This window comes from Bacillus sp. JJ1122 (genome assembly GCF_036964885.1).
Classification (GTDB): Bacteria; Bacillota; Bacilli; order Bacillales; family Cytobacillaceae; genus Mesobacillus.
Genome location: NZ_JBALQL010000023.1, coordinates 41038 through 67101, shown reverse-complemented (window position 1 = coordinate 67101; position 26064 = coordinate 41038). Strand labels below are relative to the sequence as shown.

The following is a 26064-nucleotide window of genomic DNA, read 5'->3' as shown; positions in this document are numbered from 1 at the left end:
TATGACTATTCGCTTGTGTCTTTTTCTCTTGAATGGTCGTTAGAACCTCTATTATGACCTCTCGCTTCCGCTGTCTTCTCATGAATGGTCTTTAGAACCTCTATTATGACCATTCGCTTTCGTTTTCTTATCTCGAATGGTCTTTAGAACCACTCCTCTATCAGCAGCTGTTGATTTTCCGCGGAGCATCTTCAATCACCTGGTTCTAAATATCTTTAACAAAGCCAAAAGAAAAATATTGTAGTTTGCAAGTTTAAAGAGGAAAAAAAATCACCTCTAAACTTTTGTTTAAAGGTGATTTGTATGAAAGTTATTAAAAAAACAAAGAACCTGAAGCGGATAATAGCTGATCAGGTTATTTCAGTTTTTTCTCGACTTTTTCCATAAGTTCTTCTTCACTTAGAGCAGCGACTGGCCGGTTGTTGACGAAAGCAAAAGTCTTCTTTCTGCCGGGCCCGCAATAGGACTGGCATCCAATCTCCATTTTCGCTTCGGGATCCAGCTGCTTCAGCTTCGGAATCAATGTTTTAAGGTTTACGGCCTGACAATCGTCGCAAACACGAAATTCGTTTGCCATTTAGGACAACCCTTTCTAATCATTCTGTCCAGCTCCAGCGCCTAGCCCCTCGGGTCATAAGCCGTCTCACTTCAGAAATCTGGATTTCCTGCGTGAGCCGTCTTATGCCTGTCGGGGCTGAACAAGGCGCCTCCGCTTTTCTTTTTAGACTAAAGGGTATTTTACAACTTATTTCATTCGATTGCAAGCCGGCGCGACGGTCCTCTTGCTTATCTATCTTTATGAAAAACACGTATTTACGCGAAAAATCTACTATCCTTCCATTTTGCAATGTATAAGCTTTCCAATTTCAGGACATGATTGAAGTATAAGTTTCAATAGTTAACCAATGTAAAAGGGAGTTGAAGAAAAATGAAAGTACGCCAGGATGCCTGGACAGATGAAAATGATTTATTGCTAGCGGAAACCGTGCTGCGCCATGTAAGAGAAGGCAGTACACAATTGAATGCGTTTGAAGAGGTGGGCGACAAGCTTGACCGCACATCTGCCGCCTGCGGTTTCAGATGGAACGCAGTTGTTAGGCACAATTATGAAAAAGCATTGCAGCTAGCTAAAAAGCAACGGAAACAGAGACAGAGAATCCTAGGAAAAGATCAAGGCGGCAAAAAGAAATTACTATATGCACCGCCAGTGCCAGTGATGGATGAAAGTTTGACGGCTTCGTTGCCATCAGCGGAAACACATGATTCCCAGATTACCTTTGATCTTTCGATGCTTGATCAGGATGATAATCAAATCGAAGCAGCACTTATGGCAGAAATGCAAGATTTAATGAATGAAAAACAAGAACAAAAAGATTTCTCTGTTGAAGCTGCTGAAATGGCCGAGGTGCCAGTCGCATCAGTAACGGCACAAAGAGTCCAGACTTCAACCGTAAGACATACCGTTCCTTCTACTGGCTTAACGATGGGCCATGTCATTGCCTATCTGCAAAGCTTGAATGGATCAACACTTCAAGTAGATATCTATAAGAGTGAGAATGAAAGATTAAAGCGCGAAATCAATAGTTTAAGAAAGCAGAATGAAGAACTGCAGGAAAAAATAAATAGGCTCGAGAAAAATACGAATACGATGCAGGAAGATTACGAAACACTCATGAAAATCATGAATCGCGCACGTAAGCTTGCCCTGTTTGAAGAAGAAGAACGTCCAGCAACAAAGTTCAAGATGGACCGTAACGGCAATCTAGAAAAAGTAGCAGAATAACCTAGTTTTCCTAATTACTAAATAGATAGATGATTGGTTGGAGAAGGAGAAAAAGCAGCAGCCCCCTCTTAAGAAAAGCCGGAACCATTTGGTTTCCGGCTTTTCTTTTATATGTGGCACCAATTTTGTTGATGCCTGGATTTTATTGTGCGGCTCAAATTCTATTCAGCAGCTGAACTCCTATTTACCAGGCGGACTTCAGAAGCCATGCTTTCCAACTATACCAGGGGTTCAAGAAACTTTTCATTCCGTTCGATAATCCGCTTGTAATAGTGGTCAAATAATTCAATCTCCGTACCGTTAAGATATCCGGATGTCAGCTCGCCGCTGTTTGCGTTCAGGAATCTTAAAAACCGTAACATCACATCCTGAACCGTCATCTCGACACCAAACAACTCGGAAAGAGAGGCCATGACCTCAGGCTGGATCTCCGGATAGTTAAATTTTGTACTCTCGCCTTTTTTCGCTCGTGAGTAAAACTCCCTGATCAATTCCGCGCGTGCGCTGCCACTTCCAGTCACACAAAGATAGATTTGGACAGCTACTCCTTTTTTCAGGCGACGCTGTGAGATTCCGGCAAATTTCTTGTCACCGATACTTAAATCATAGCTTCCCGGACAATACGAAGCCGAAATCTCCTTCGCTTCGATCTCTGAATTAAAATCAGCAAACATTTCTCTTATTAAAAACCACATGGCATCGTACCCGCGGTTGATGTCTATTCCCTTTTCCTTTTCAGGTAAAATAAGCGATAGATTAAGGACTCCTTCGTCAAGCACAACGGCAAGACCTCCAGAATTGCGGACGATATATTGATAGCCTTGCTCCTCAAGGTAATCCAGCCCATCCTGAAGATGCGGCAGCCTCGTATCCTGTATGCCAAGGACAATCGTATTATGGTGCACCCATGCCCGGGCGGTTGCAGGCGACTGTCCTGTTCCAACCGATTCGCATAATGTATCATCCGTTCCGAACGACTGGAGGGCATGAAAGTGCGCACCCAGTGCCGACTGGTCAATCAATCTCCACTTGTCCTGACGCAATAAATTGAGCGCCTCATCCATGTGAATTCCCCTTTTCAAAACTCAATTACACATTTTCTATGATATTTCCGTTGATATTATAGCATATTGAAGTGGGGACGCTTTTCATTTACCGTAAAATCTTTGCTATAGAGAGCAAGATTGGGCAAAGCAGGCTTTCTGCCTGCAAGATAATAGCGAATTTCACGATTTTATAGCGGAATTGTTATTTTTATAGCGAAATCTTGATTTTTATAGCGAAATGGCGCTTTTAATAGCGAAAATCCTAATATTATAGCGAATTGAAAAAAAAGGCTCTTTTTTCCAATTTCTCGAATTAATAGCGGTAAAAAGCCGATCGAAATAAAATCGACCGGCTCCTGATTGCTTATATTCTTTACTTCACAAGCGCCTGCGCTGCTGTAATCAATGCAAGCTTGTATACATCTTCCTCGCTGCAGCCGCGGGACAGGTCGTTTACAGGGCGATTCAAGCCTTGTAAAATCGGACCTACTGCTTCAAAACCACCTAGACGCTGGGCGATTTTGTAGCCGATATTACCTGCTTCAAGGCTAGGGAATACGAATACATTCGCATCACCCTGAAGCGGGGAATCCGGTGCTTTCTTTTCGGCTACGGATGGAACGAACGCTGCGTCGAATTGGAATTCACCATCAACAATCAGCAGTGGATCACGCAGCTTAGCTTCTTCAACTGCCTTAGATACTTTTTCCGTTTCAGGTGAAACAGCAGAACCTTTAGTGGAGAAGCTTAGCATTGCTACTCTTGGCTCAACGTCGAACATTCTTGCTGTCTTTGCGCTTTCGATTGCGATTTCAGCAAGGTCCTGGCTGTCTGGTGCAATGTTGATCGCACAGTCAGCAAATACATACTTTTCATCTTCACGAACCATGATGAAGACGCCAGATGTCTTGCGGACGCCTTCTTTGGTTTTGATGATTTGCAATGCAGGTCTTACTGTATCAGCTGTAGAATGCGCTGCGCCGCTCACAAGGCCGTCTGCTTTATTTGCGTATACCAGCATTGTGCCGAAGTAGTTCTCATCAAGCAGAATCTGGCGTGCCTGTTCCTCAGTTGCTTTGCCTTTGCGTCTCTCAACGAATGCCGCAACAAGCTCGTCCATCATCGCGAAATTTGCTGGGTCATAGATTTCAATCGCATCAAGGGAAACATCCATGTCGTTTGCCTTCGCCTGGATCTGTTCGATATTTCCTACTAAAATGGGTGTTAATACACCGTCTGCAGCCAGTCGGCCAGCCGCTGCTAAAATCCGTTCATCAAGGCCTTCCGGAAAAACAATCCGTAAATTTTGTCCGCTTAACTTGGCTTTTAAGCCTTCAAATAAATCACTCATGCTAACTCCTCCTTTTATCTATACTTCTAGAATACTTTACGTGTTTCAAAATTCAAGAATGTTACCGTTTCCAGTCTGAAGTCTTTTTATTGTAAATATTCAAGCATGTTTTGCCTGCCTTTATTATCATTAACAAATTATCCTTTTTGTACTCTCTGTAAACAATCAGCGTTTTATAAGCATGACGTATGGAGAAACTATGATATGATAATGGTATATTTATGATTTTTAGGAGTGATATAAATGAGTGAAGCAGCACAAACACTTGATGGCTGGTATTGCCTGCATGATTTCCGTACAGTAGATTGGACAACCTGGAAGATGCTTTCTAGCGATGAGCGCCAGGCAGCAATCCATGAATTCCTTGGCCTTGTTGAAAAATGGAACGGTGCGCAAAGCGAGAAAAATGGCAGCCACGCTCTATATACAATCGTTGGCCAAAAAGCAGATTTCATGATGATGATCCTGCGCCCTACAATGGAAGAGTTGAACGAAATTGAAACAGAATTCAACAAAACAAAGCTTGCTGAATTCACGCTTCCTGCACACTCTTACGTGTCAGTTGTTGAGTTGAGCAACTACTTGCCTGCAGGTGAAGACCCGTACCAGAACCCGCAAATTCTTGCGCGTCTATATCCAGAGCTTCCAAAAGCAAAGCATGTTTGCTTCTATCCAATGGACAAGCGCCGTCAGGGCAATGATAACTGGTACATGCTTCCGATGGAAGAGCGCCGCAACATGATGCGCAGCCACGGCATGATCGGCCGCCAGTATGCTGGAAAAGTAAAGCAGATCATCACAGGATCTGTAGGATTTGATGACTATGAGTGGGGCGTTACTTTGTTTGCAGACGAAGTCCTGCAATTCAAGAAGCTTGTATATGAAATGCGTTTTGACGAAGTAAGCGCGCGCTACGGTGAATTCGGTGCTTTCTTCGTAGGAAACCTGCTTGAAGAAGATCGCGTATCAGCGTTTTTACATGTGAATTAAATCATCCTCTTAAAGCCTCGGACTAATTGTCCGGGGTTTTTTTATGCTCTTTTTTCCCTTTCATTTTTTCTGTCATAAAATCAAGCTTTCCTCATATGAATGAAATAGTGAGAATTCATTTTACTTGTACACCCTTCCTGAAAAAGGTCAATTTCACCAGCTTACATATAAAAGGTGAAATGAAAGCAATGAATAAAAACGTTTAAGGAGGAAAAACAATGACGCAATACAATTATCCATATTATAATTACAGAACCTATCCGCAAACGTACAATCCATATGTAGCGGTTGAATCCCAAGGCCAGGGTGGACTAACTGACACCCAGCAGATGGGACAAATGGGGCAAATGGGACAAATGGGACAGATGGGACAGATGGGCACTCCTTTTACTCAGCAGCCTGTGCCGTTTCCTTCTCAATCTGGCGGGGCGATGCCTGGCACGGGTCCGCAGGTTTCTGGCATGCTTCCGGCGGAGCAATCGTATATTGAAAATATTCTCCGTCTGAACAAAGGAAAGCTGGCAACCATTTATATGACATTTGAAAACAATCGCGAATGGAATGCAAAAATTTTCAAGGGAATCATTGAAGCAGCCGGAAGGGACCACATCATTATCAGTGATCCGCAAACAAATATGCGCTACTTGCTGCCAATGGTTTATTTGGATTACATCACTTTCGATGAAGAAATTGAGTATGAATATCCATATGGTGCAGGCGCTGGGTTAGCAACTTATCCTCCACGTTAAAAAATAGTACTTTTTAAAACGGCTTCGGCCGTTTTTTTTATTGTCAGCCCTCTCAACCTTGACAATCTCACTAGTGGAAAAATATGATTTATGTACATATTTTTACTATTTAAAAAATGCAGGAGGAATTTATGGAAACCACCCAAAAAAATTTAAAACTGGTGGTAGCAGGATTGTTACTAGGAATCTTAATGGCCGCCATGGACAATACGATTGTCGCCACCGCGATGGGTACGATTGTCGCTGATTTAGGGGACTTTGACAAGTTTGTATGGGTCACTTCCGCCTATATGGTCACGGTCATGGCAGGAATGCCGATCTTTGGGAAGCTGTCTGATATGTACGGACGGAAACGATTTTACATATTCGGCTTGCTTGTTTTTTTAATTGGGTCTGCACTGTGCGGAATTGCTGAATCGATGGTACAGCTCAGTGTTTACAGAGCGATTCAGGGGATTGGCGGCGGTGCCTTGATGCCAATTGCCTTTACGATCGTTTTTGATATCTTCCCGCCAGAAAAACGCGGGAAAATGACTGGACTTCTCGGAGCCGTTTTCGGGACTTCAAGCGTTCTTGGACCACTGCTCGGTGCCTATATCACGGACTGGTTCAGCTGGCACTGGGTGTTCTATATCAATGTCCCGATTGGCATCGTTTCTTTATTTTTCATTGTAAAGTATTATCATGAATCCGCTCAGCATTCCAAGCAAAAAATTGACTGGACCGGCGCTTTCACCCTGGTGATCGCTGTAGTCAGCTTAATGTTCGCCCTCGAACTCGGCGGTAAAGAATACAGCTGGGATTCGCTGCAGATTATTGGCTTATTCACCAGCTTTGCTCTGTTCTTCATTGTATTTATTTTTGCAGAAAGAACAGCGGAAGAACCCATCATTTCTTTCTGGATGTTCAAAAGACGCTTGTTCGCAACATCGCAAATTCTTGCGTTTTTATACGGGGCCACATTCATTATCCTTGCAGTCTTTATACCGATCTTCGTACAGGCAGTCTATGGCGGGTCAGCCAAAACAGCCGGCTTGATTTTAACACCAATGATGCTCGGATCTGTTGCCGGGAGTGCAGTAGGAGGCGTTTTCCAGACAAAAACAAGCTATCGCAACCTTATGTTCATGTCGGTTGCAGCGTACTTTACGGGGATGCTGCTGCTCAGCACGATGACACCGGACACGTCCAGGATGATGCTGACACTCTTTATGATTTTAGTCGGATTTGGCATGGGATTCTCATTCTCCCTGCTGCCTACTGCTTCCATCCATAATCTCGACCCTCGCTTTCGGGGATCAGCGAACTCTACGAACTCATTCCTTCGATCTCTAGGAATGACACTTGGGGTAACCATCTTTGGAACCATCCAAAACAATGTATTTAAAGATGAACTGATTAGCGCATTTAAAGGAATGGGCGGCAGTCAAGGCAATCAGTTTGCGGGCGACCCACAGCAGCTATTCCAGGCCGGACAGCGGTCGCAAATCCCGGAATTCGTGCTAGATAAAATTGTCCAGGCAATGTCGACTTCCATTACCCACATCTTCGCGCTGGCCTTAATCCCAATAGTGATTTCTGCTATCACCATTTTCTTTATGGGCAAAGAGCGTGTTGAGATTAATAAAACCATTGTAAAAGAATCTTAATCTACTTAAAAAAAGGGCAAGCCATAAAAGTTGGCTTGCTCTTTGTGTATTATAAATATTTAACAGCTGCTACCATCATAAGAACCCAGGCTGCAAGAAAGGCAACTCCGCCTAATGGAGTAATCGCTCCCAGAATGCTGATTTTTGTCACACTTAATACATACAGGCTTCCTGAGAATAAAATGATGCCGATCAGCATCAGCCAGCCTGACCAGGAAACAAGTGCATTGGCTGGCAGTTTACCAGCGAGGATTCCAATAATCAGGATGCCTGTTGCGTGGAACATCTGATATGTAACCGCGGTTTTCCATGTTTCTAAATATTTTGGTTCTACTTTCCCTTCGAGCCCGTGCGCTCCGAACGCTCCAAGTGCGACGGCAAGGAACGCATTAATTGCTCCAATTAAAATAAATGTCTTCATTCTTTCCACCTCTTCTTAAAAAATTGGCTATGTACTCATATTTGTTGTGCCAGGAAAAATTCATAGATGCCCTAAAAATCGAAAAGCGAATCTCCGTTTGAGTTATCATCCATTTCGATCTTCTTTGGCTGCGGCATCATAGGTGACGGCTGGTTTACAGGCATCTGTGGCTGCTGTGTGAAGGCCTGATTTGCAGCAAGGGATTGTAGTGACGCAGGCTGAACGATGTTCCTGCTTGTGTCAGGGCTGCTGTACCCAGCCGCTCCTGCTCCCTGCTGCACAGGCTCATCCAGCACTAGCTCACAAAGGGTTTTGATTGAATGGATTCTTTCCCGCTGTGCAGCTTCTGTATCTGCTTTTTTGGCCAGCCTTAGTTCATCTTCCATCTTCATTAGCAATTTTTGAAATGAAATATTCATCCACTCACCTCCATCATCGAAACATTTATGTATATCTTCATTAGCAATCATTAATTGTACCGTTCCATTCTACATCAATTCCCATTATTTTTCGACTACAGGAAACGAACATGTCAGTTCCACGTGAAACATGTCGATTTTCACCAGAGATCGATTTGCCTAGCATGTATATATTATTCAAAAAAAATTGTTGCTACTAGATTAGTGGTTTTCTTCCTCTCCAATTACAAAAAGCAAATACTTTTAATTTCAAGGCTGTGTTAAGCGTCAATCTTGATTTTTAGCACCTGTTGATTGATGCGGAGGGTACTCGACTACTCAGAAAATGCTAAATCATTTCTATTGTACCTGGACAGATTCTAGTAAGCTAAGTTAGATTGATTTCTTCACAATTTGAATTTTTTTTTAGTTAATTAGACCAATCACCTCGCAATTCTTTGCAAATTGGATTGTTCTCCTTCGGAAATTAAAGTTATACCGTAGCAAATTAGATGATTCATCTCGTAAATTAAAATAATCTCTACGAAATCGTATTAATTTCTACGAATAGAAATTTTATCTCTACGTTTCCCCTATTAATTTCTACGGAATTAAAGATATTTTCTACAAAACCACTCATAATTTCTACGTTTTCCATTTCACTGGAAGCGTGGTGAACGAGTATCTGGAGCAGAAATCAACAGTAAATTTACCAGAGTCAATTTTAATATACAAAAAGAAAAACCCTGGTTTCCCAGAGTCTCTTAACCTCATTCCTTCAAATCTTCTATCTGCCAGTCAATCTCCTCTTCACCCTGTTCTCTCAGAATCTCGTTCACTTTTGAAAACGGCTTGCTGCCGAAGAAGCCTCTTCTTGCTGACAGAGGGCTTGGGTGGACAGAGATGATGATTTTGTGCCTATTTTCGTCTATCAGCTTAAGCTTGCTTTGTGCCGGCTTTCCCCAAAGAATGAAGATAACAGGCTTCTCACGTTCATTCAACAGAGTGATGACTTTATCGGTAAAGACCTCCCACCCTTTTCCCTTGTGTGAGTTCGCTTCTCCTTTTCTCACAGTAAGGACCGTATTTAATAACATCACACCCTGATCAGCCCATTTTTTCAGGTAGCCGTTATCAGGGATAAAACATCCCAGGTCATTATTCAATTCTTTAAATATATTCCGGAGCGATGGCGGGATAGCCACTCCTGGTTTGACCGAAAAGCTTAACCCATGCGCCTGCCCTGGACCGTGGTATGGGTCTTGTCCTAAAATCACCACTTTCACATCCTCATAATCTGTAAAACGCAGCGCGTTAAAAATATCGTTTTTGTCAGGATAAACGGTTTCTGCAGCATACTCTCCTTTTAAAAATTCTCTAAGCTGGTGATAATAAGGTTTTTCAAATTCTTCAGCAAGTAAGGTTCCCCAGCCATTATTCAATAGTGCCAAGACATTCACTCTCCTTTTCTCTTTAAATCTACCCGATTTAAATGGAATAGGCACGCATGCCGAGAATATTCCAATTAATCCTTTCATGTTTAATAGATATGAGAACGGATATATATATAGTGTAGACGCGGAAGGCATTCATGCTTTCCAAGCTAGTATAGTTAAGATAAAAATCAAGGAGGAAGATACTATGTTAAAAGTAGAAGTAGTTGAAAACGGCGTACAGGCAACGGAAAAGATTAGCTCACTTGAAGCAGCTGGATTCGGCAAAGAAAACATCTATATTTTTGCACATGATGAAAACCGCAGCGAACATTTAACGGACGCAACTGAAACAGGCGGTGTAGGCTTTAAGGAGCAGGGCTTCTTTGATTCTATCGGCAATATGTTCAAGTCACGCGGCGATGAGCTTCGTAACAAATTTGAATCACTTGGACTATCCAAGCAAGAGGCTGAGCAGTACGAAATGGAATTAGACAAAGGCCGTCTCGTTCTTGTTGCTACAGATGAAGTGAAGTAATAAAAGCGCGAACAGCATAGTCGATCCCCAGTGATCGTTTATATAGAAACCCCCTGCCACTCTTGGCAGGGGGTTTGCGCGTTATTTTTCCTATCCGAAAAATCTCTGATAAATGCTCCGTGCATGGGACAGATCCTTTGTGCCGTGGATCAGTGCCCGGCCGTCCTGGAATATAACCAGCCTGTTGTCAGGCATTTCGACCGAAACCAAATATGGATTCCCTTTTACGTGATAGCCTAATTCCTTCATTTTTTCCGCAGTTTCCTGCAAATTAAGCTGCTGCTGATGCGGCGGCCGAATCTGAACTGTATCTCGCCCGCACAAAACAGTCGTCTTCGTCATGTTCTCAGCATCAAGATATGGATATTCAGGATGTTCGCCACATGAGAGGCACCCAGGATCCTTCGCTTTGGACATTTTCATGCTGGTATACTGGTTCCGCCACATATCGAAGCTGACGAACGAAGTCCTGACCGATTCCCAGTCTTCCACCAGGATTTTCAGCGCTTCTGCTCCCTGGTGTGCAATGACCATCTGGACTGCAGGACCGATGATGCCCCCAGTGTCACATGTCATCCCTTGAAGCGGAACCGTTTTAAGGAGACAATTCAGGCATGGCGTCTTGCCTGGAATGATGGTAAAGGTCATTCCAAAGCTTCCGACACAAGCCCCGTATATCCATGGAATTTTATATTTCTGGGAAATATCATTGATGGCCATTCTTGTTTCAAAATTATCTGTGGCATCAATGATTAGATCCACGCCGTCTGCAAGCTCCGCTAATTTTTCTGGAGTCGCATCTGCAATATATGCGCTGATTTCGACATCAGAGTTAATCGCTCTGAGCCTTTTTTCTGCCGCCGCAGCCTTTGGAAGCTTTTCGGCAACATCCTCTTCGGTATACAGCTGCTGACGCTGCAGGTTACTCGCTTCCACATAATCACGATCAACGATTGTCAGCCGCCTTACCCCTGCGCGCACCAGCAACTCTGCATTGCCGGAGCCGAGCGCACCTGCTCCAATCATCAGCACATGCTTGCTGCGGATTTTTTCCTGTCCAGCCTTTCCGATTGGAGGAAACAGCGTCTGGCGTGAATATCTTTCTGACATGATTATTCCTCCTCATTGAAAAGCGTAAACACTTGAAGAAAATACTTTCGACACAGTGACAGTGCAGACAATGGGCTGACCGCTGATCTTTAACACCTTATTATTCAGGCATTTCACCTGAATAAAGCCGGAGTTCTTCAATAGCGATTTGAACAGCCCTGTCTTTTGTATCACTTAATGATATGTTTGTTGTGATTGGACTCCAATACCAGTCTGAAACATACCCATAATCTGGCACATATTCTCTCGTCCATTCATAAAGAAAGTATTCAAATAACCGGTCTTTCCGCTGAATGATTTCCGCTTTATACCTTTTGCTCGGTGTGAGAATGATCTTAATAATCTGTTTCATCAGCCACCCGATACAGGCGGAATAAACGCGATAGTATCTCCCTCTTTGATCACTTCATCATTTGATGAAAACTCTTCATTGATTGCCGTCATCGATGTATCAAGCTTTTGTACCCCGTACTTTTCAGCCACGATTTGCTTCAATTCGGCAACCGTTTTACCAGCCGCTTCGATTTCCACTGATTCATGTCCCGCTTCATCGCGCAAATGGGCAAAGAATAATATTTTATTCATTGAGATCCTTCTCCTCCGGTTTTCCTGTCGGATATGAGACAGTTTCTAGTTGATTTCCAATCCATTCCTGGCCGTCTTCCCAATGCTCTTTTTTCCAGATCGGCACGATTTCCTTGATGCGCTCGATTGCATATCGGTTTGCCTCATATGCATCGTTGCGGTGTGGAGTTGATACGGCAATGACAACAGCAACATCTGTGATATCGAGCCTGCCGACACGGTGTGTGATCGCAACCTCAGCACCATTCCAGCGCTCCTGGATTTCTGTGCCGATTTGCTCAAGTTTCTTGATTGCCATTGGCTCATATGCTTCGTATATAAGAAAAAGGGTCTTCTTTCCCTTTGTCATTTCACGGACGGTGCCAATGAATGTAGTGATTGCCCCCGCATCACGCTGGACCACTTTATCAATGACGGATTGAACGTTGATTGGTTCTTTCGCTATTTCGTAATTCACCATTTTCACCTCAATAAAATTGATCCAAGTCTCTTAGATTTCACAGCATAATCGGTTCTGGATTCTCTACCACTGCATAGCCGCCGATTTTGTCGACTTCGGCCTTGAAGGCTTCGGATTGGATCACGGATCTTAACCAAATACCCTTTTCGCTTTCATAAAAAGCCTTTGTCATGAGCAAATCATAGTTTTCATCCGCAACCGGGATGAATTCCAGCCCCATAGCCCTGGCTGCAGGGAAAATACCCAGGCCTGCCGCGTTTTCATTTCCCTTCACTTCTGCTGCGACGCTCAAGTGAGAGAACATTTCGCGATCATAGCCATTCACCTGCTCAGGGGAAAGACCTGTTTCTTTTAACAATAAATCAAACAGAATCCTTGTCCCGGCACCTTTTTGCCTGTTGGCGTAGTTGGCGCCCTTCATAGCGATATCGCTGACATTTTCAATCCCAAGCGGATTCCCTTTTGGCAGCATCCAGCCCTGGGTCCTTTTTAAAAATGGATAAAGGACTGCATCCTGGCCGGCAAGAAATTTTTTAACATAGGTAATATTATATTCTTTCGTCTCCGGATCTAGCAAATGAATGCCCGCTACATGGGCCTCCCCTTTTCTGATTGCCATCAGCCCAGCCATGCTGCCAACGTGGGAAGAAACGATTTTCATGTCGGTGCGCTGTTTTTTCAGCTGGGAGGAAAGGAGATCGATCGTCAAATCATGGCTGCCGCTGAAGACAATACCATTCTTGATTTCTTCAACAGGTCTGTAAAGCTCTACCTCGACAACATCGCCCTGTTCATATCCAAGCTCCTCCGGCGGTACGACCAGCAAACCATCCGCACGCACGAGCGACATCGTAACACCGGCAGCGCGCGTCAGCGGGTTGGCAACAAATTGTCCGTCCACATAGCCGATGTTCATTCGGACAAAGTCCTCAGCTCCCATCGTGGAGACGATCCTGCGGCCAAGCTTCACCTGCAATGTCTGCCTTTTTGGCTCTGGTATCCCATGATATTTACAAACGAGCGGCCTGACAAACCACTCAAGCGCAAAATAAGCAGACACTGGATAGCCTGGTACACCTATAACCACTTTATTTTTAATCTTTCCAAGGATGACTGGCTTACCCGGTCTTGTTGCGACGCCATGGGTAAAAACAGTGCCAAGCTCCTCGAGAATATGCACAGTATAATCCTTAGAACCTGCTGATGAGCCTGCGTTAATCACAACGATGTCAGACGTTTCAACCGCGTTCAGCAGTGCTTCTTTAATTTTTTCCGGCTCATCTTTTACAATCGATTGAAGTTGAGGCGTGCCGCCCCAATCCTCGATATACGCGCTAAAAACAGTACCGTTGAATTCAATGATCCTGCCTGATGAAAGCGAAGTATCGGCGCTGACAAGTTCATTCCCTGTTGGAATAATTGACACCAGCGGCTTTTTCACGACGCATACCTGTGTGACCTGTGCCGCGAGGAGCGCCCCGAGGTCTGCAGGGCGCAGTTCACGGCCCTGGGTGAACAGCATTTCTTCCTGGACGATATCCTCGCCAATCGGACGGATATGCTGCCACGGAGTTGCTGGTTCGATGATTTCGATTGTATCTTCATCAATGACATGGATATGCTCGACCATGATCACCGCATTGAATGGTGATGGGATGGCATTCCCTGTATCAACATAAACAAATTGTTCGCCTTTTTTTAATTGAAGAGGCCGCTGTTCATGGGCTTCATACGTTTCCTCTGCGTTCACTGCGATTCCATCCATGGCTGAAGCATGGTAAAAAGGCATAGAAACATTGGCAAAAACGGGCTCTGCAGTAATGCGGCCAAGCGCAGAGCTGGCTGGGACCCATTCCTTTTCACGAGGAAGGTCGAAAGCAGCGAGCACTTCGTCTCTGGCTTCAGCCCGAGGTTTGTCCTCAAGGTAGATTTTACGATTATATTGTATTTTGTTCATGATGGTGCTCCCCCTATCTCGTCAAAATAACAGGCACATATTCCCCTTGAGAAATGCCCTCTTTTTCGGAAACAATCTCCACAATCCCATCGCTTTTTACCAAAGTTGTGATCAGGCCTGACTTGCCGATAATCGGATCAGCCCACCAATCTCCATCCCTTTCCTCCAGCTTGACCCTGATGTAATCAGATCTACCTGGTGAAGAAGCAATATTTTTAACGATTCTCGCAAAAATCCGCTCAGGTTTTGGATCGATTTTTTCCCCTTTTAATCTTCTAAAAACTCTCTCGCCAAACAGCTTGAAGATGATCATGGCAGACGCGGGATGTCCAGGCAGTCCAATGACCGGCTTTTCATCGGCCACGGCAAGAATCGTCGGTTTGCCAGGCTTGATGGAGATTCCATGGACAAACACACCAGGGTCTCCAAGTGACTGGATGACCTCAGTCGTATAATCCTTTGTCCCGACAGAACTGCCCCCGGAGAGGATCAGACAGTCCGCCTGCTCATACAATTCACGAGCCTTCCGGGAAAATTCCTGATAGTCATCACGGGTAATCCCCCCATAGATGACTTCAATCCCCCACTCATTCGCAAGGCCTTTGACGGTTAAGTAATTGATATCACGGATTTGTCCTGTTTCAAGTGCTTTCGTTTCATAAGGGACGATTTCATCCCCGGAGGAAAGGTATGCTGCTTTCAGTTTTCGGTAGACTTTCACCTGTGAGATCCCTAAGGCTGCAAGAGCTCCAAGCTCCTGAGGCCGCAATTTGGTGCCTGCTGCAAGCAGGACTTCACCCGCCCGGATGTCTTCTCCTGCGCGGATGACATTCTCACCCGGGGCTATCTGCTTATATGTGTTGAGAAGGCCGCCGATTTCCTCACAATGCTCAATCATGAGAACGCTGTCACTTTCAGGCGGAAGCATTCCTCCTGTCGGGACGTAAATCGCTTCTCCCCTGCCAACCGGCTTGGAAGCTTCTTCGCCCATATGGACTTCACCAGCCACATTCAAGAAGCCAGGCATCGATTCAGAAGAGCCAAAAGTGTCTTTTGCAATGACCGCATAGCCATCGACCGTTGAACGGTCAAAGCCCGGGACATTCTCTTCAGCCGTCACGTCCTCGGCAAGGATGTAATGGAGTGCTTCATCAAGCTTTTTAATCTCGGTTTCTTGGATCTTGCCGATTTTTTCATCTATTAAAGCAAAAGTCTCCTCAACGGTTTTCACTTTGAAAAATTGCATGCTGCCTAACTTCCTTTCTGGCACCTGAAAAAACTATCAATCACATTGTGTCATTTTTTTTGCCTCTTCATATTCCTCTGGCCGATTCATATTGAAAAATACCCGCTCGAGATTTCCCTCGCAATAAAGCCTTAAATCCTGCTCGTCCAGGTAACGCACATCCAGACGGTCAAGCAGGTGCTTCATCCTAAGCTTTCCTTCTTCGATACAATCCTTCGCAACAACAGCTGCCCTTTTCTGGTAGACGGCAAAAAGCGGATGCTGCCTGCCTTCACTGATTGGGACTACTGCTTCATGGTGTTTTAACTCTTTGACAAGACTTGCTGCAAGCTCTCCCGACACAAATGGCATGTCACAGGCGACGACAAAATTCTCTTCGTAGTCCGAAGCCTCAAGTCCGGCGTGAATCCCCGCAAGCGGACCAGATTCTTTATATTGGTCCGTAACGATCTTGATATTTAAAAAATGATAGGTTTCAGGTTCATTCGTTACTAGAATTATATCATCGAATACATGCTTTAGTTCACCCAATATTATCTCAATATTCGTTTTTTCGTGAAATTTCAGTAAAGCTTTATTTTTTCCCATCCTGCTAGATTTTCCGCCAGATAAAACGATTGCTCCAGCTTTCATTTCACAGCACCTTCTTTTTAATTTGTTTAGTTTTGTTTAGACTGCAGAGCTGGCTGTTTGCCATAAATGCAAGTGTTATAGATAACATTTGGTGGACACTACTAGTACTGGCTATAAAACTCTTACCAATAGAACATAGTCCATTTATTGCCTGCTTGTCCCTTACACAAGATACTTGTTATACCAAGTCCTTGCTAACACTTTTATGTAGTATTTCAATAGTCGATCAGCTAATTCCTTTAAAGGTTGTATATAAGTGAATTCGAAGTAAACAAATCCAGATAAACAATCATCGCAGCAAACCCTCTTAATTCATCATAACAAATTGATATTTCACGACAGTAATATACATCACGCCACAGACCAAAAATAAAACATCCCAAATCCAATCCTTTGTCTAAATCCAAGGAATTGGTATAATCATAAGAAAGCATACACAAGAAAAACCACCACACTAACGCATCACAGCACTGGGGGTCAGACCCCCGCTGATGCACCGCGGTGAAGCGTCGGGGGTCTGACCCCCAGTGCGTTAATTGAGTAAAGTGTTTGGCTGGCGATTTGAAATGGAGGTATTTTGATGACGTTGAAAAAGGTTTTGACTATTGCGGGTTCTGATACGAGCGGCGGCGCTGGGATTCAGGCTGATCTGAAGACGTTCCAGGAGCTTGGGGTTTATGGCATGACTGCCCTGACGACTGTCGTAACAATGGATCCTAAAAAGCACTGGCATCACGAAGTGTTCCCTCAGCCAGTTGAATTGGTTGAAAAGCAGCTTGAAACAATCCTTTCAGTTGGAATTGATGCGATGAAGACCGGAATGCTGGGAACAGTGGAAATCATCGAGCTTTCTGCGCGTAAAATCGATGAGTACAAGCTGGACAAGGTTGTCATCGACCCTGTCATGGTGTGCAAGGGCGAAGACGAGGTACTTATGCCTGAGAACACAGATGCGATGAGAGAATTGCTTCTTCCTAGAGCAACCGTTGTCACTCCAAACCTATTTGAAGCTTGGCAGCTTGCACAGACTGGTCCAATCCGCACAATTGATGACATGAAAGAAGCTGCAGCCAAGATCCATGACCTTGGCGCTAAGAACGTCATGATTAAGGGCGGAAGTAAGCTGAACCATGAAAAAGCGGTCGATCTTCTTTATGATGGAAAAGACTTCACACTTTTCGAATCTGAAAAAGTGGAAACAAGCTTCACACATGGTGCTGGCTGCACATTCGCGTCGGCCATCACTGCACAGCTTGCAAAGGGCAAATCTGTCCCTGAAGCATTGGATGTTGCTAAAAAGTTCATCACAGAAGCGATCAAGCATGGCTTCCGATTGAATGAATACGTCGGCCCAACAGCCCACCTTGCGTATAACAAATTCGCAGACGGCAACAGAGGCGAATAAGCAGGAAAAGCGCAATCTACCATTGCGCTGCATAATAAAAAGGATGGCAGCCGCCATCCTTTTTTTACGTTTACAAAATAAAGAATCCACTGTAAAAACCGAAGTCCCATCACCTAACATTCTCAAGAGTCATGCTAATGGAATGCCTGATTAACAATTTTTGCAAGTATCTTCAAGCATACATTTCGCATTCAGAACATTTTTTTAGTAATATGGATTTATCGATTTTCTAACATATAAGGCTGACTAATCGGCTAATATAAAGTAAAACTTCATTGAGTTTGCACCATCTATCCGGGAAGGAGGAATCATTTATGGATCCGGTTATTGTGCAGGAAGTCCAGGCTGCCCTGGACGGCTTTAGAGACAAGGAAGTCTATGTCCATTTAGAAACAACAAATGGCGCATATGCTTCACATAACAACGAGTCATTTTTTTCATCAGGCGCTTACATCCGCAACGCGAAAGTTACATATGAACGCGCGAAGATTACTGGTGAAGGACCATACCGTACAGGATTGAAAATTCCATTAGGCTGGATTTATGCTGAAGGAATCACTCACTTTGAAATTGATGCACACGGAAGGCTGCTGCTTGCAGGCCACGATTTTAGCGGAAAGCTCGCAGTCGCCCTGCAAATCAGCGAAACACCGTTCGAATAATATCGCTTTGAACAGGCTGGCTGAAAGGAGAGATTTTACCATGGAAAAAGAAAGACATGTACTCGTCGTGTTTCCTCATCCAGATGATGAAGCATTTGGCGTTTCCGGCACGATTGCATCCCATGTGAACATGGGGACACCCGTCACTTATGCCTGCCTGACACTCGGCCAGATGGGACGAAATATGGGAAATCCGCCATTTGCGAACAGAGAAACACTTCCAATCATACGTAAACAAGAATTAAAGGAAGCGGCCCGCGCGCTTGGCATTACTGACTTGAGGATGCTCGGATTCCGTGATAAAACGGTTGAGTTTGAAGATGAAGATAAGCTGACCAACCTGATGTCGTCATTGATCGCTGAATTGAATCCTTCGCTGGTCATTACCTTCTATCCAGGCTATTCTGTCCACCCGGACCATGAAGCAACAGGCGCCGCGGTAGTGTGCGCAGTTGAAAAAATGCCAGAAGCAGACAGACCGAAATTGCACTGTGTTGCATTCTCAAGGAACTGCGTGGAAGAATTGGGACAGCCCGACATTATCCATGATATCAGTGCTGTAGCTGATGTTAAGCTTGAGGCAATGAAGGCCCATCGCTCCCAGACCGAGCTAATGCTTGCTGACTTGGCCGATAAGTTGAAGGACAAGGATCCTGCTACGATGGCCTGGATCAACAATGAACGTTTTTGGACCTATAAGTTTTAATAATTGACGAAATCCACCATTCCATGGTGGATTTTTTGTTACTTCCTTTCATATACCTCCTCAACCATCAACCCTTTTACAAAAATCACTTCATCCTCCGGTTTCCCTTTAATCTTCCATACAGACTCTTTAAACCCAATAAATTTGCTGTTATCAGTTTTTCCGATCAGCTTGTCGAGTTCAAACTTTCTATCACCATTTTCGTAAAACTTTTTATAGGTGTCATACCCTTTTTGAAATTCATGATTTTTATAGACCAAAGTTTCATTGGCTTTAGTCGTATACACATTTAGGCTTGCATCATAGATATAAAGACAGCCAATCAACAGCAGCGGAGCGATTAGCAATACGATCTTCTTTTTCCCTTTTAACAAAAAATCACGCCCTATGCATTACTTTTTAAATTTTCACCAAATTCTTATATTTACCAATATCATAGCATAATTTCTAAGAGGATTTAATGCTGATGTCCTCCCTAACAAAAGAATTTCATATATAAAATTCTTTTGTGAGTGATTACTCACTTTACAAACAAAGCGTCATCATTTAAACTGTAATCAACTAAGTGAGTGATTACTCACTTTTAAAAAAAGGATGGTGAACTTTCTATGATTGTCTCAATAAAAAATGTCTCGAAACGATTCGGAAACCATGAAGTTTTAAAGAAAATAAACTTAGAGATTCAGAGTGGTGAAATTTTCGGGTTGCTCGGGCCTTCAGGAGCAGGCAAAACAACGCTTGTAAAGCAGCTGGTTGGCCTTGAGCTGCCGAGCGAGGGAGAAAACGTTCTTTTTGGTAAAAAAATGCCCTCTCTCCAGCTGATTGAAAGGATTGGGTATATGGCGCAATCTGACGCACTTTATACAGAATTATCCGCAAAGGAAAATCTTGAATTTTTCGCTTCCCTATTTGGCCTGAAGGGTGCAAAGAGAAAGCAGCGGATTCTCGAAGTGATGGAGCTGGTCGACTTATCGGAGCATCTTAACAAACTCGTAACCAATTATTCTGGCGGCATGAAACGTCGTCTTTCCCTTGCAGCTGCACTGCTGCATGAACCAGAATTGCTGATTTTGGATGAACCGACCGTCGGGATCGACCCTGTGCTGCGCAAAAGCATCTGGAATGGTTTCTATGATTTGAAAGCGAAAGGCAAGACACTGATTGTTACCACTCACGTAATGGATGAAGCGGAGAAATGCGACAGGCTGGGATTGATTCGTGATGGCAGATTAATTGCCGTTGGCACGCCTGAAGAATTGAAAACCAATACGGGGTCTGCAACCGTTGAAGAAGCATTTTTAACATACGGAGGTGCTCAGCATGCGAATTAGTGCTCTGGTAATCAGGATTATCCGCCAATTTCTAAGGGATAAAAGGACGCTTGCGATGATGCTTGTCGCTCCCCTGCTGATCCTGACGATGCTGCATCTTGTGTTTAATGGAGAGAATTATGTTCCTAAAGTTGGACTTGTAAATGTTCCAGATGCGGTGATCGAGAAGTTGGATTTGAAAGATGTAAAGATGAATGAATATGATTCTGAAAAAGCAGCTAAAGATGATGCATTAGATCGCGAAATTGACGGTTATCTTCTATTTGATGGACCTGTGCTTGATAAAATCGTTCTTGAAGGAAGCGATCCGTCAGTAAATGGTGCTTTTATGAAACAGATTCAAGAGGCCACTAAGCCACTGCTGCCGGCCGCTGGCCAAATGGAACTGAACGTCCATTACCTGCACGGCTCAGAGGATATGGGACAGTTTGATTATTTCGGCCCAGTATTGCTAGGATTCTTTGCCTTCTTCTTCGTTTTTATCATTTCCGGCATTTCCTTTTTGAGGGAACGCACTAGCGGCACACTGGAAAAGCTGCTTTCAAGCCCTCTGCGTAAATGGGAAATCGTCATTGGCTATGTGCTCGGTTTTGGGATCTTCACCATGCTGCAGGCCACTTTAATTGCCTGGTATGCGATTTATATTCTTGGGATGCTGATGGAAGGTTCGTTCATCTATGTTCTATTAATAACTTTAATGCTGTCGATGACGGCTTTGACTCTAGGCATACTGTTGTCTGCCTTTGCGAACAACGAGTTCCAGATGATCCAGTTCATTCCGTTGATCATCGTACCGCAGTTCTTCTTCTCGGGGCTGATCAACCTTGATACAATATCAGATTGGCTAAGCTGGCTCGGCCCGATTACACCGCTCTATTATGCAGCAGAAGCACTGCGTGATATCATGGTAAGAGGCTATGGCTGGGATGCCATTTATGGTAATCTGTTGATTATGGCCGGTTTTTCCGTTGTATTTATCCTGCTGAATATTTTAGCATTAAGGAAACACCGCGCAGTATAAATACTCTTGAATACGACGCGGAGGGAGTTAAAGATGACAGATCGCGAAATGAGAATCGACGGGTTAATTGATGAAGAAGAAGCACTGACTGACAAGCAGAAAAAAATTATCGTGTCTGCGATCGAGTCTTTTGCCGAAAAAGGATATTCCGCAACCTCTACAAGCGAAATCGCCAAAAAAGCAGGTGTAGCGGAAGGCACCATTTTCCGACATTATAAAACGAAAAAAGATTTGTTGCTGGCAATCGTTGCCCCAGTGATGGCAAAGTTTGTCGCTCCTTTTATTATAAAAGACCTTAATAAGGTACTCGACCAGGATTTTGAACATTTAGAGGACTTCCTGAAAGCCATCCTTGAAAATCGCAGGGATTTCTTAGTTAAAAACCTGCCTATAGTCAAAATCCTTTTACAGGAAATTCCTTTCCACCCTGAATTAAAGGACTTATTCAAGGACCATATTGCCTTAAAGGTGTATGAACGCTTCGAAAAAATTGTCGAACATTATAAAGCAAATGGCCAGATTATCGATATTCCTGCCTACAGTGTCTTCCGCTTATCCCTATCAACCATCTTCGGGTATTTAATCGCCCGTTATATGATTCTGCCTGAAGCAGACTGGGATGATGAAGCAGAATCGGAGAGAACTGTTCAATTTATCCTACATGGATTGGGCGGGCTGAACAGCAAGAGCTGAATCCAATCCTTTTAAAAACATTTTGATTCACACTTAAAAACAGGAACAGCCATCAAGCTGTTCCTGTTCCTCATTGGAGCACATCCTCAATCCTTACCCTGTACAGCTTATCATCCCCCGCACCCGGAGTCCCTCTGCCATCAGTATTATTGCTGATGAAATATACATAGCTGCCATCAATCAGTACATCCCTGACCCGGCCTACGCCGGTGACGACTTCCCTCGTTGTTTTAGCAACAGGATCAAATTCGCGCAAAGCATTCCCTCTCAACGTTGCAACATACAACTTTCCGTCATGCTCCGCCATTCCGGATGGCGCCCATGTATTGTCGCCGGACTGAAAAAGCGGAGTTTCCATACCTTGCTTCTTTTCATCGCCGGTAATTTCTGGCCAGCCGTAATTCATCCCACGTTCAATTACATTGATTTCATCGTGTGCGGACGGACCATGCTCGCTTGCGTACATCGTCCTATCCTTTGCCCAGGCCATTCCCTGAGGATTACGATGGCCGTAGCTGTACACATAGGACCCAGTGAAAGGATTGTCTTCCGGAACGGATCCGTCTAAATTCAGCCGCAGTATTTTACCGCCTAAAGAGTCAAGGTCCTGCGCGATTTCAGGCGTCGCTGCTGCATCGCCAGCGGTTGCATAAAGCTTCCCATCCGGGCCAATCTTTAGACGTCCGCCATGGTGGAAACGGCCGCTCGGAATATTATCAAGTAAAAGCCTGCCTTCTATCCATTCATCACTTTCTAAGGTTAATTCGACAATCCGATTGAACTGTCCGGTGCCATTCTCGTATGTATAATAGGCAAATGCCTTATTGGATTGCGCAAAATCTGGTGCCAGCACAAAACCCAGCAGCCCTGCTTCTGCTGCCTGAGATAATTCTTTTTTCAAGGAAACCTTCTGTCTCACCAATGTTCCATTTTCTACTCTTACAATCGTACCCGGCCGTTCACTAAGGTAAAACGTCTTGCCGAGTTTGTTGATTGACCATGGGATTTGTAAGTTTTCAGCAACAGTTTCCAGATGATCAACCGGCACAATTGCTTCCTGATCCTGTTGCTTTTCCTTTTCTTCTACTGGCTTTGAACTATCATCTCCGCCTGAACACCCAGCAAGAACCATCAGCATTGCAGCCAACACATACAAAAATCTTTTCATGACACCCTACCCTTCATTTAATTTGGATTACTTCTTATTTAGAAAAAACTTGCTAGAAAAACAATTTTCATTTTGTGAAATTAGTCCTCTAACACACCCAGAATCGCCTTGCCAACACCGCTTTCTTCATTCGTAAGCGTGACCTCGCCGCACAAGGTCTTAATTTCATCGACAGCATTGCCCATTGCTACAGGCTTGCCGACTCTTTCTAGCATCGATACATCATTAAAATTATCTCCGAGAGCCATCGTTTCTTCTAAAGTGATTCCCCTGGATGCAACAAATTTTTCAAGTGCAATTCCTTTTTGGGCATCAAGACTTGTGATTTCAATGTTCTCGCTGCCTGATGAACTGATTGCCAGCCCTTCAATTTCTTTTAATGCCAAGTTTGCAGCTTCAAGCTTTTCAGGGTCAAGGGAAAAAGCGAGGAGCTTGTATATTTCATATTGATCCTGTTCAAATAGCCTGTCATAGTGCTCGATCGTACGGACCAGTCCTTTATGCAGCCTATCTTCAGCTGCTTTGGCAATCTGGTCAATCGAAACTTCAGGATTTGCCGTTGAAAAGATATCGACGATAATGGAGATCGCCTTATCCTCATCTTCTGTAAATGTCCCTTCATTTGTATACACCTCGAAATAAACCCCATTCTCAACCAGACGCAGAGCTGCCTGGCGAGCCTGTTCTTTATTAAGCGGATTAGAAGAAACGATTTCCCCAGTATTCGAGCGCACTTCTGCCCCATTTACGCAGATCATCGGTAAACGCATGCCTGCTTCTTCCAGCACAAATCTTGCTTCCTGGTAAGAGCGGCCTGTCGCTACAACAACCTCCACTCCATTTTCCAGCGCCTTACGGATCGCTTCCCGGTTTTCGGAGGTAATCTGCTGCGTTGCTGTCAATAATGTTCCATCCATATCTGTTGCAATACATCTAATCATGATTTCACCTTCTGCAATTATTTTCAGTCTTATCATCATGATAGACCTTCAAACATTCCACTTCAAACAATACGTGTATATACTTGTTTCTCTATCATTATTGCCATCCTAATCCCCAGCTTAACCATGGTTTCAACCGGTTAGTACAATTAACCTATAAATTTAAATTTCTCTGATACTTTCATATTGTCATTCATAGATTCATATGCTATTATGTATCCACAGCTGCAATCGTTTGCATAACAGGATAACAATAAGGAATCGTTTTACAGAAATCCATTTGTATCAATGTATTTCTTGTTTTTATCCCATTTATGTAAGCGTTTTAGAGGTGTTCTGTATAGAAATGATCTTCTAAGTATCTTTGCAAAAATATGCAAACGCTTTCGGAACGCATGTGATTGCATGCAAAAAAACAAAAATTTTTGGGGGTATCTCAACAATGAAAGCAAAAAAGCTATTTCCAGCAGTTCTTTCTCTTGGGCTTTTAGTTGGCGGAGGTCTTGCAGGATGTTCATCAAGCGATGACAAGGCAACAGGTAATGACAAAGGTAAAGGCGGAGAAGAAGTTACCGTTGACATTTTCCAATTCAAAGTGGAATTCAAGGATCAGTTCGAGGATCTTGCAAAAGCTTATGAAGACGCTCATAAAAACGTCGACATCAACATCACAACAGTTGGCGGCGGTGAAGATTACGGTGCTGCACTAAAATCTAAATTCGCTTCAGGCAATGAACCTACTATTTACAACGTCGGCGGACCGCAGGACGTTGCAGACTGGCAAGAGAAGCTAGCTGACCTTTCTGACACAAAAGCTGCAAAGGCTGCTCTTAACGGCACGCTTGAAGGCGTAACAAAAGACAATAAAGTACTTGGACTTCCATATAACCAGGAAGGCTATGGCTTCATTTATAACAAAGGCATTTTTGAAAAAGCAGGAATCGATCCAAAGAGCATCACTAGCTACAAAGCTTTAGAAGAAGCTGTAAAGACTCTTGACAGCAAAAAGAAAGACCTTGGTCTTACATCAGTATTTGCACTTCCTGCAAAAGAAACTTGGGTAACAGGACTTCACTTATCAAACGTGTTCCTTGCACCTGAATTCGACCAGAACGTAATTAATGCATTCGAAGCAAAAGAAGTTAAGTTCGAGCACGGCGATGCATTCAAGAAAATTCTTGACCTGCAAAACAAATACTCTGACCAGCCAACTGTAAGCCTTGACTACGCTAAGCAAGTAGAAGAACTATTCTCTACTGGCAAAGCTGCAATCATTCAGCAAGGTAACTGGGTATCTGGTTCAATCGCTGGTATCGACGAAGAGCTTGCTAACAGCGGCGTAGGAATCCTTCCGATCCCGGTTGAAGGCTACAAAGAAGATTCAATCCCAGTTGGCGTACCAATGTACTGGGCTGTAAACAGCAACAAGGATGAAAAAGAAGTAGCTGCAGCGAAGGAATTCTTAGACTGGTTGTACACTTCTGAAGAAGGTAAAACAGCTGTAATCGAAGATTTCAAATTCATTCCTGCATATGACGGTTTTGACGCTGGCAAGATCTCTGATCCACTAGCAAAAGAAATCTACCAGTACTCTCAAGACGGCAAGACTCTTGCTTGGACATTCATGGGTTACCCAACTGGATGGGGACAAGAAAAGCTTGGTGTGAACATTCAAAAGTATGTAAGCGGTGAAATGAGCTGGGATGATCTTGTAAAAGAATCTTCTAAAGCTTGGGCAGACGCTCGTAAGTAATAAGAAAAGCGCAAGCGCCTTGTTCAGCCCCGACA

General features: G+C 43.8%; 28 protein-coding genes. 12 read left to right on the top strand and 16 right to left on the bottom strand.

What is annotated here, in order from left to right; all coding sequences use genetic code 11:
• Nucleotides 1–355: 355 nt before the first annotated feature.
• The gene (locus V7201_RS13470) at nucleotides 356–577 is read right to left on the bottom strand and encodes a DUF1450 domain-containing protein (RefSeq protein WP_335377260.1); all 222 of its coding nucleotides are present in this window, start codon (nucleotides 575–577) and stop codon (nucleotides 356–358) included.
• Nucleotides 578–928: 351 nt separating this feature from the next.
• On the opposite strand from V7201_RS13470, the gene V7201_RS13465 reads away from it, so the two are divergent.
• The gene (locus V7201_RS13465) at nucleotides 929–1783 is read left to right on the top strand and encodes an RsfA family transcriptional regulator (protein WP_335377259.1); all 855 of its coding nucleotides are present in this window, start codon (nucleotides 929–931) and stop codon (nucleotides 1781–1783) included.
• A gap of 218 nt (nucleotides 1784–2001) precedes the next feature.
• On the opposite strand, the gene V7201_RS13460 is transcribed toward V7201_RS13465, so the two are convergent.
• The gene (locus V7201_RS13460; protein WP_335377258.1) at nucleotides 2002–2847 is read right to left on the bottom strand and encodes a lipoate--protein ligase family protein; all 846 of its coding nucleotides are present in this window, start codon (nucleotides 2845–2847) and stop codon (nucleotides 2002–2004) included.
• A gap of 355 nt (nucleotides 2848–3202) precedes the next feature.
• Entirely contained in the window at nucleotides 3203–4180 is a 978-nt protein-coding gene (pta, locus tag V7201_RS13455; protein WP_335377257.1) for a phosphate acetyltransferase, read from the bottom strand.
• Nucleotides 4181–4423: 243 nt separating this feature from the next.
• Between pta and hemQ the strand changes: the two genes are divergently transcribed.
• From hemQ to V7201_RS13440, 3 genes are all read left to right on the top strand, one after another.
• On the top strand, nucleotides 4424–5170 hold the full coding sequence (gene hemQ / locus V7201_RS13450; protein ID WP_335377256.1) for a hydrogen peroxide-dependent heme synthase: 747 nt from the start codon (nucleotides 4424–4426) through the stop codon (nucleotides 5168–5170).
• Between the two features lie 218 nt (nucleotides 5171–5388).
• Nucleotides 5389–5919 carry a spore coat protein GerQ gene (gene gerQ / locus V7201_RS13445; RefSeq protein WP_335377255.1) on the top strand — a complete coding sequence of 177 codons (531 nt, stop codon included), beginning with the start codon at nucleotides 5389–5391 and terminating at the stop codon, nucleotides 5917–5919.
• 131 nt (nucleotides 5920–6050) lie between these two features.
• Nucleotides 6051–7568, top strand: coding sequence for an MDR family MFS transporter (locus V7201_RS13440; RefSeq protein ID WP_335377254.1), 1518 nt, complete (start codon nucleotides 6051–6053; stop codon nucleotides 7566–7568).
• A gap of 49 nt (nucleotides 7569–7617) precedes the next feature.
• On the opposite strand, the gene V7201_RS13435 is transcribed toward V7201_RS13440, so the two are convergent.
• From V7201_RS13435 to V7201_RS13425, 3 genes are all read right to left on the bottom strand, one after another.
• Nucleotides 7618–7989, bottom strand: coding sequence for a DUF423 domain-containing protein (locus V7201_RS13435; RefSeq protein ID WP_335377253.1), 372 nt, complete (start codon nucleotides 7987–7989; stop codon nucleotides 7618–7620).
• Nucleotides 7990–8060: 71 nt separating this feature from the next.
• Nucleotides 8061–8408 (bottom strand): YwdI family protein, encoded by a 348-nt coding sequence (locus V7201_RS13430; RefSeq protein ID WP_335377252.1) that lies wholly within the window; start codon nucleotides 8406–8408, stop codon nucleotides 8061–8063.
• 749 nt (nucleotides 8409–9157) lie between these two features.
• A complete protein-coding gene (locus V7201_RS13425) occupies nucleotides 9158–9838 on the bottom strand; it encodes a uracil-DNA glycosylase (RefSeq protein WP_335377251.1) in 681 nt (226 codons plus the stop codon).
• 190 nt (nucleotides 9839–10028) lie between these two features.
• Here V7201_RS13425 and V7201_RS13420 point away from each other — a divergent pair, with 190 nt between their 5' ends.
• Complete coding sequence (locus tag V7201_RS13420; RefSeq protein ID WP_335377250.1) at nucleotides 10029–10358, top strand: general stress protein; 330 nt, start codon at nucleotides 10029–10031, stop codon at nucleotides 10356–10358.
• Between the two features lie 90 nt (nucleotides 10359–10448).
• Here V7201_RS13420 and V7201_RS13415 read toward each other — a convergent pair whose 3' ends face one another.
• The 7 genes from V7201_RS13415 to mobA all read right to left on the bottom strand — a co-directional run bounded on the left by V7201_RS13415 (nucleotide 10449) and on the right by mobA (nucleotide 16349).
• A complete protein-coding gene (locus V7201_RS13415; RefSeq protein WP_335377249.1) occupies nucleotides 10449–11468 on the bottom strand; it encodes a thiazole biosynthesis adenylyltransferase ThiF in 1020 nt (339 codons plus the stop codon).
• Between the two features lie 100 nt (nucleotides 11469–11568).
• Nucleotides 11569–11820, bottom strand: coding sequence for a hypothetical protein (locus tag V7201_RS13410; protein WP_335377248.1), 252 nt, complete (start codon nucleotides 11818–11820; stop codon nucleotides 11569–11571).
• The gene (gene moaD, locus V7201_RS13405; protein WP_144479241.1) at nucleotides 11820–12053 is read right to left on the bottom strand and encodes a molybdopterin converting factor subunit 1; all 234 of its coding nucleotides are present in this window, start codon (nucleotides 12051–12053) and stop codon (nucleotides 11820–11822) included. The genes V7201_RS13410 and moaD overlap by 1 nt, the downstream gene beginning before the upstream one ends.
• Complete coding sequence (locus tag V7201_RS13400) at nucleotides 12046–12510, bottom strand: molybdenum cofactor biosynthesis protein MoaE (RefSeq protein ID WP_335377391.1); 465 nt, start codon at nucleotides 12508–12510, stop codon at nucleotides 12046–12048. The genes moaD and V7201_RS13400 overlap by 8 nt, the downstream gene beginning before the upstream one ends.
• A gap of 40 nt (nucleotides 12511–12550) precedes the next feature.
• Nucleotides 12551–14470: a molybdopterin biosynthesis protein gene (locus V7201_RS13395; RefSeq protein WP_335377247.1), complete on the bottom strand. Its 1920-nt coding sequence runs from the start codon at nucleotides 14468–14470 to the stop codon at nucleotides 12551–12553.
• Between the two features lie 13 nt (nucleotides 14471–14483).
• Nucleotides 14484–15716 carry a molybdopterin molybdotransferase MoeA gene (locus V7201_RS13390; RefSeq protein WP_335377246.1) on the bottom strand — a complete coding sequence of 411 codons (1233 nt, stop codon included), beginning with the start codon at nucleotides 15714–15716 and terminating at the stop codon, nucleotides 14484–14486.
• A gap of 36 nt (nucleotides 15717–15752) precedes the next feature.
• A complete protein-coding gene (mobA, locus tag V7201_RS13385; protein ID WP_335377245.1) occupies nucleotides 15753–16349 on the bottom strand; it encodes a molybdenum cofactor guanylyltransferase in 597 nt (198 codons plus the stop codon).
• A 580-nt stretch (nucleotides 16350–16929) separates the two neighbouring features.
• On the opposite strand from mobA, the gene pdxK reads away from it, so the two are divergent.
• The 3 genes from pdxK (at nucleotide 16930) to bshB2 (ending at nucleotide 19122) form a co-directional block, all read left to right on the top strand.
• A complete protein-coding gene (gene pdxK, locus V7201_RS13380; protein ID WP_335377244.1) occupies nucleotides 16930–17754 on the top strand; it encodes a pyridoxine/pyridoxal/pyridoxamine kinase in 825 nt (274 codons plus the stop codon).
• A 314-nt stretch (nucleotides 17755–18068) separates the two neighbouring features.
• Nucleotides 18069–18416 (top strand): YojF family protein, encoded by a 348-nt coding sequence (locus V7201_RS13375; RefSeq protein WP_335377243.1) that lies wholly within the window; start codon nucleotides 18069–18071, stop codon nucleotides 18414–18416.
• Nucleotides 18417–18456: 40 nt separating this feature from the next.
• The gene (bshB2, locus tag V7201_RS13370) at nucleotides 18457–19122 is read left to right on the top strand and encodes a bacillithiol biosynthesis deacetylase BshB2 (RefSeq protein WP_335377242.1); all 666 of its coding nucleotides are present in this window, start codon (nucleotides 18457–18459) and stop codon (nucleotides 19120–19122) included.
• Between the two features lie 38 nt (nucleotides 19123–19160).
• Here the strand turns inward: bshB2 and V7201_RS13365 are convergent, their stop codons facing one another.
• Entirely contained in the window at nucleotides 19161–19496 is a 336-nt protein-coding gene (locus V7201_RS13365; RefSeq protein WP_335377241.1) for a hypothetical protein, read from the bottom strand.
• A gap of 234 nt (nucleotides 19497–19730) precedes the next feature.
• On the opposite strand from V7201_RS13365, the gene V7201_RS13360 reads away from it, so the two are divergent.
• The 3 genes from V7201_RS13360 to V7201_RS13350 are packed head-to-tail and all read left to right on the top strand — an operon-like array spanning nucleotide 19731 to nucleotide 22167.
• Nucleotides 19731–20453, top strand: coding sequence for an ABC transporter ATP-binding protein (locus V7201_RS13360; protein ID WP_335377240.1), 723 nt, complete (start codon nucleotides 19731–19733; stop codon nucleotides 20451–20453).
• A complete protein-coding gene (locus tag V7201_RS13355) occupies nucleotides 20443–21474 on the top strand; it encodes an ABC transporter permease (protein WP_335377239.1) in 1032 nt (343 codons plus the stop codon). The genes V7201_RS13360 and V7201_RS13355 overlap by 11 nt, the downstream gene beginning before the upstream one ends.
• Before the next feature lie 33 nt (nucleotides 21475–21507).
• Nucleotides 21508–22167, top strand: coding sequence for a TetR/AcrR family transcriptional regulator (locus V7201_RS13350; RefSeq protein WP_335377238.1), 660 nt, complete (start codon nucleotides 21508–21510; stop codon nucleotides 22165–22167).
• Nucleotides 22168–22237: 70 nt separating this feature from the next.
• On the opposite strand, the gene V7201_RS13345 is transcribed toward V7201_RS13350, so the two are convergent.
• Entirely contained in the window at nucleotides 22238–23335 is a 1098-nt protein-coding gene (locus V7201_RS13345) for a PQQ-dependent sugar dehydrogenase (protein WP_335377237.1), read from the bottom strand.
• 80 nt (nucleotides 23336–23415) lie between these two features.
• On the bottom strand, nucleotides 23416–24276 hold the full coding sequence (locus tag V7201_RS13340; protein WP_335377236.1) for a Cof-type HAD-IIB family hydrolase: 861 nt from the start codon (nucleotides 24274–24276) through the stop codon (nucleotides 23416–23418).
• A 442-nt stretch (nucleotides 24277–24718) separates the two neighbouring features.
• Between V7201_RS13340 and V7201_RS13335 the strand changes: the two genes are divergently transcribed.
• Nucleotides 24719–26029, top strand: coding sequence for an ABC transporter substrate-binding protein (locus V7201_RS13335; protein WP_335377235.1), 1311 nt, complete (start codon nucleotides 24719–24721; stop codon nucleotides 26027–26029).
• The last annotated feature ends 35 nt before the right edge of the window (nucleotides 26030–26064 follow it).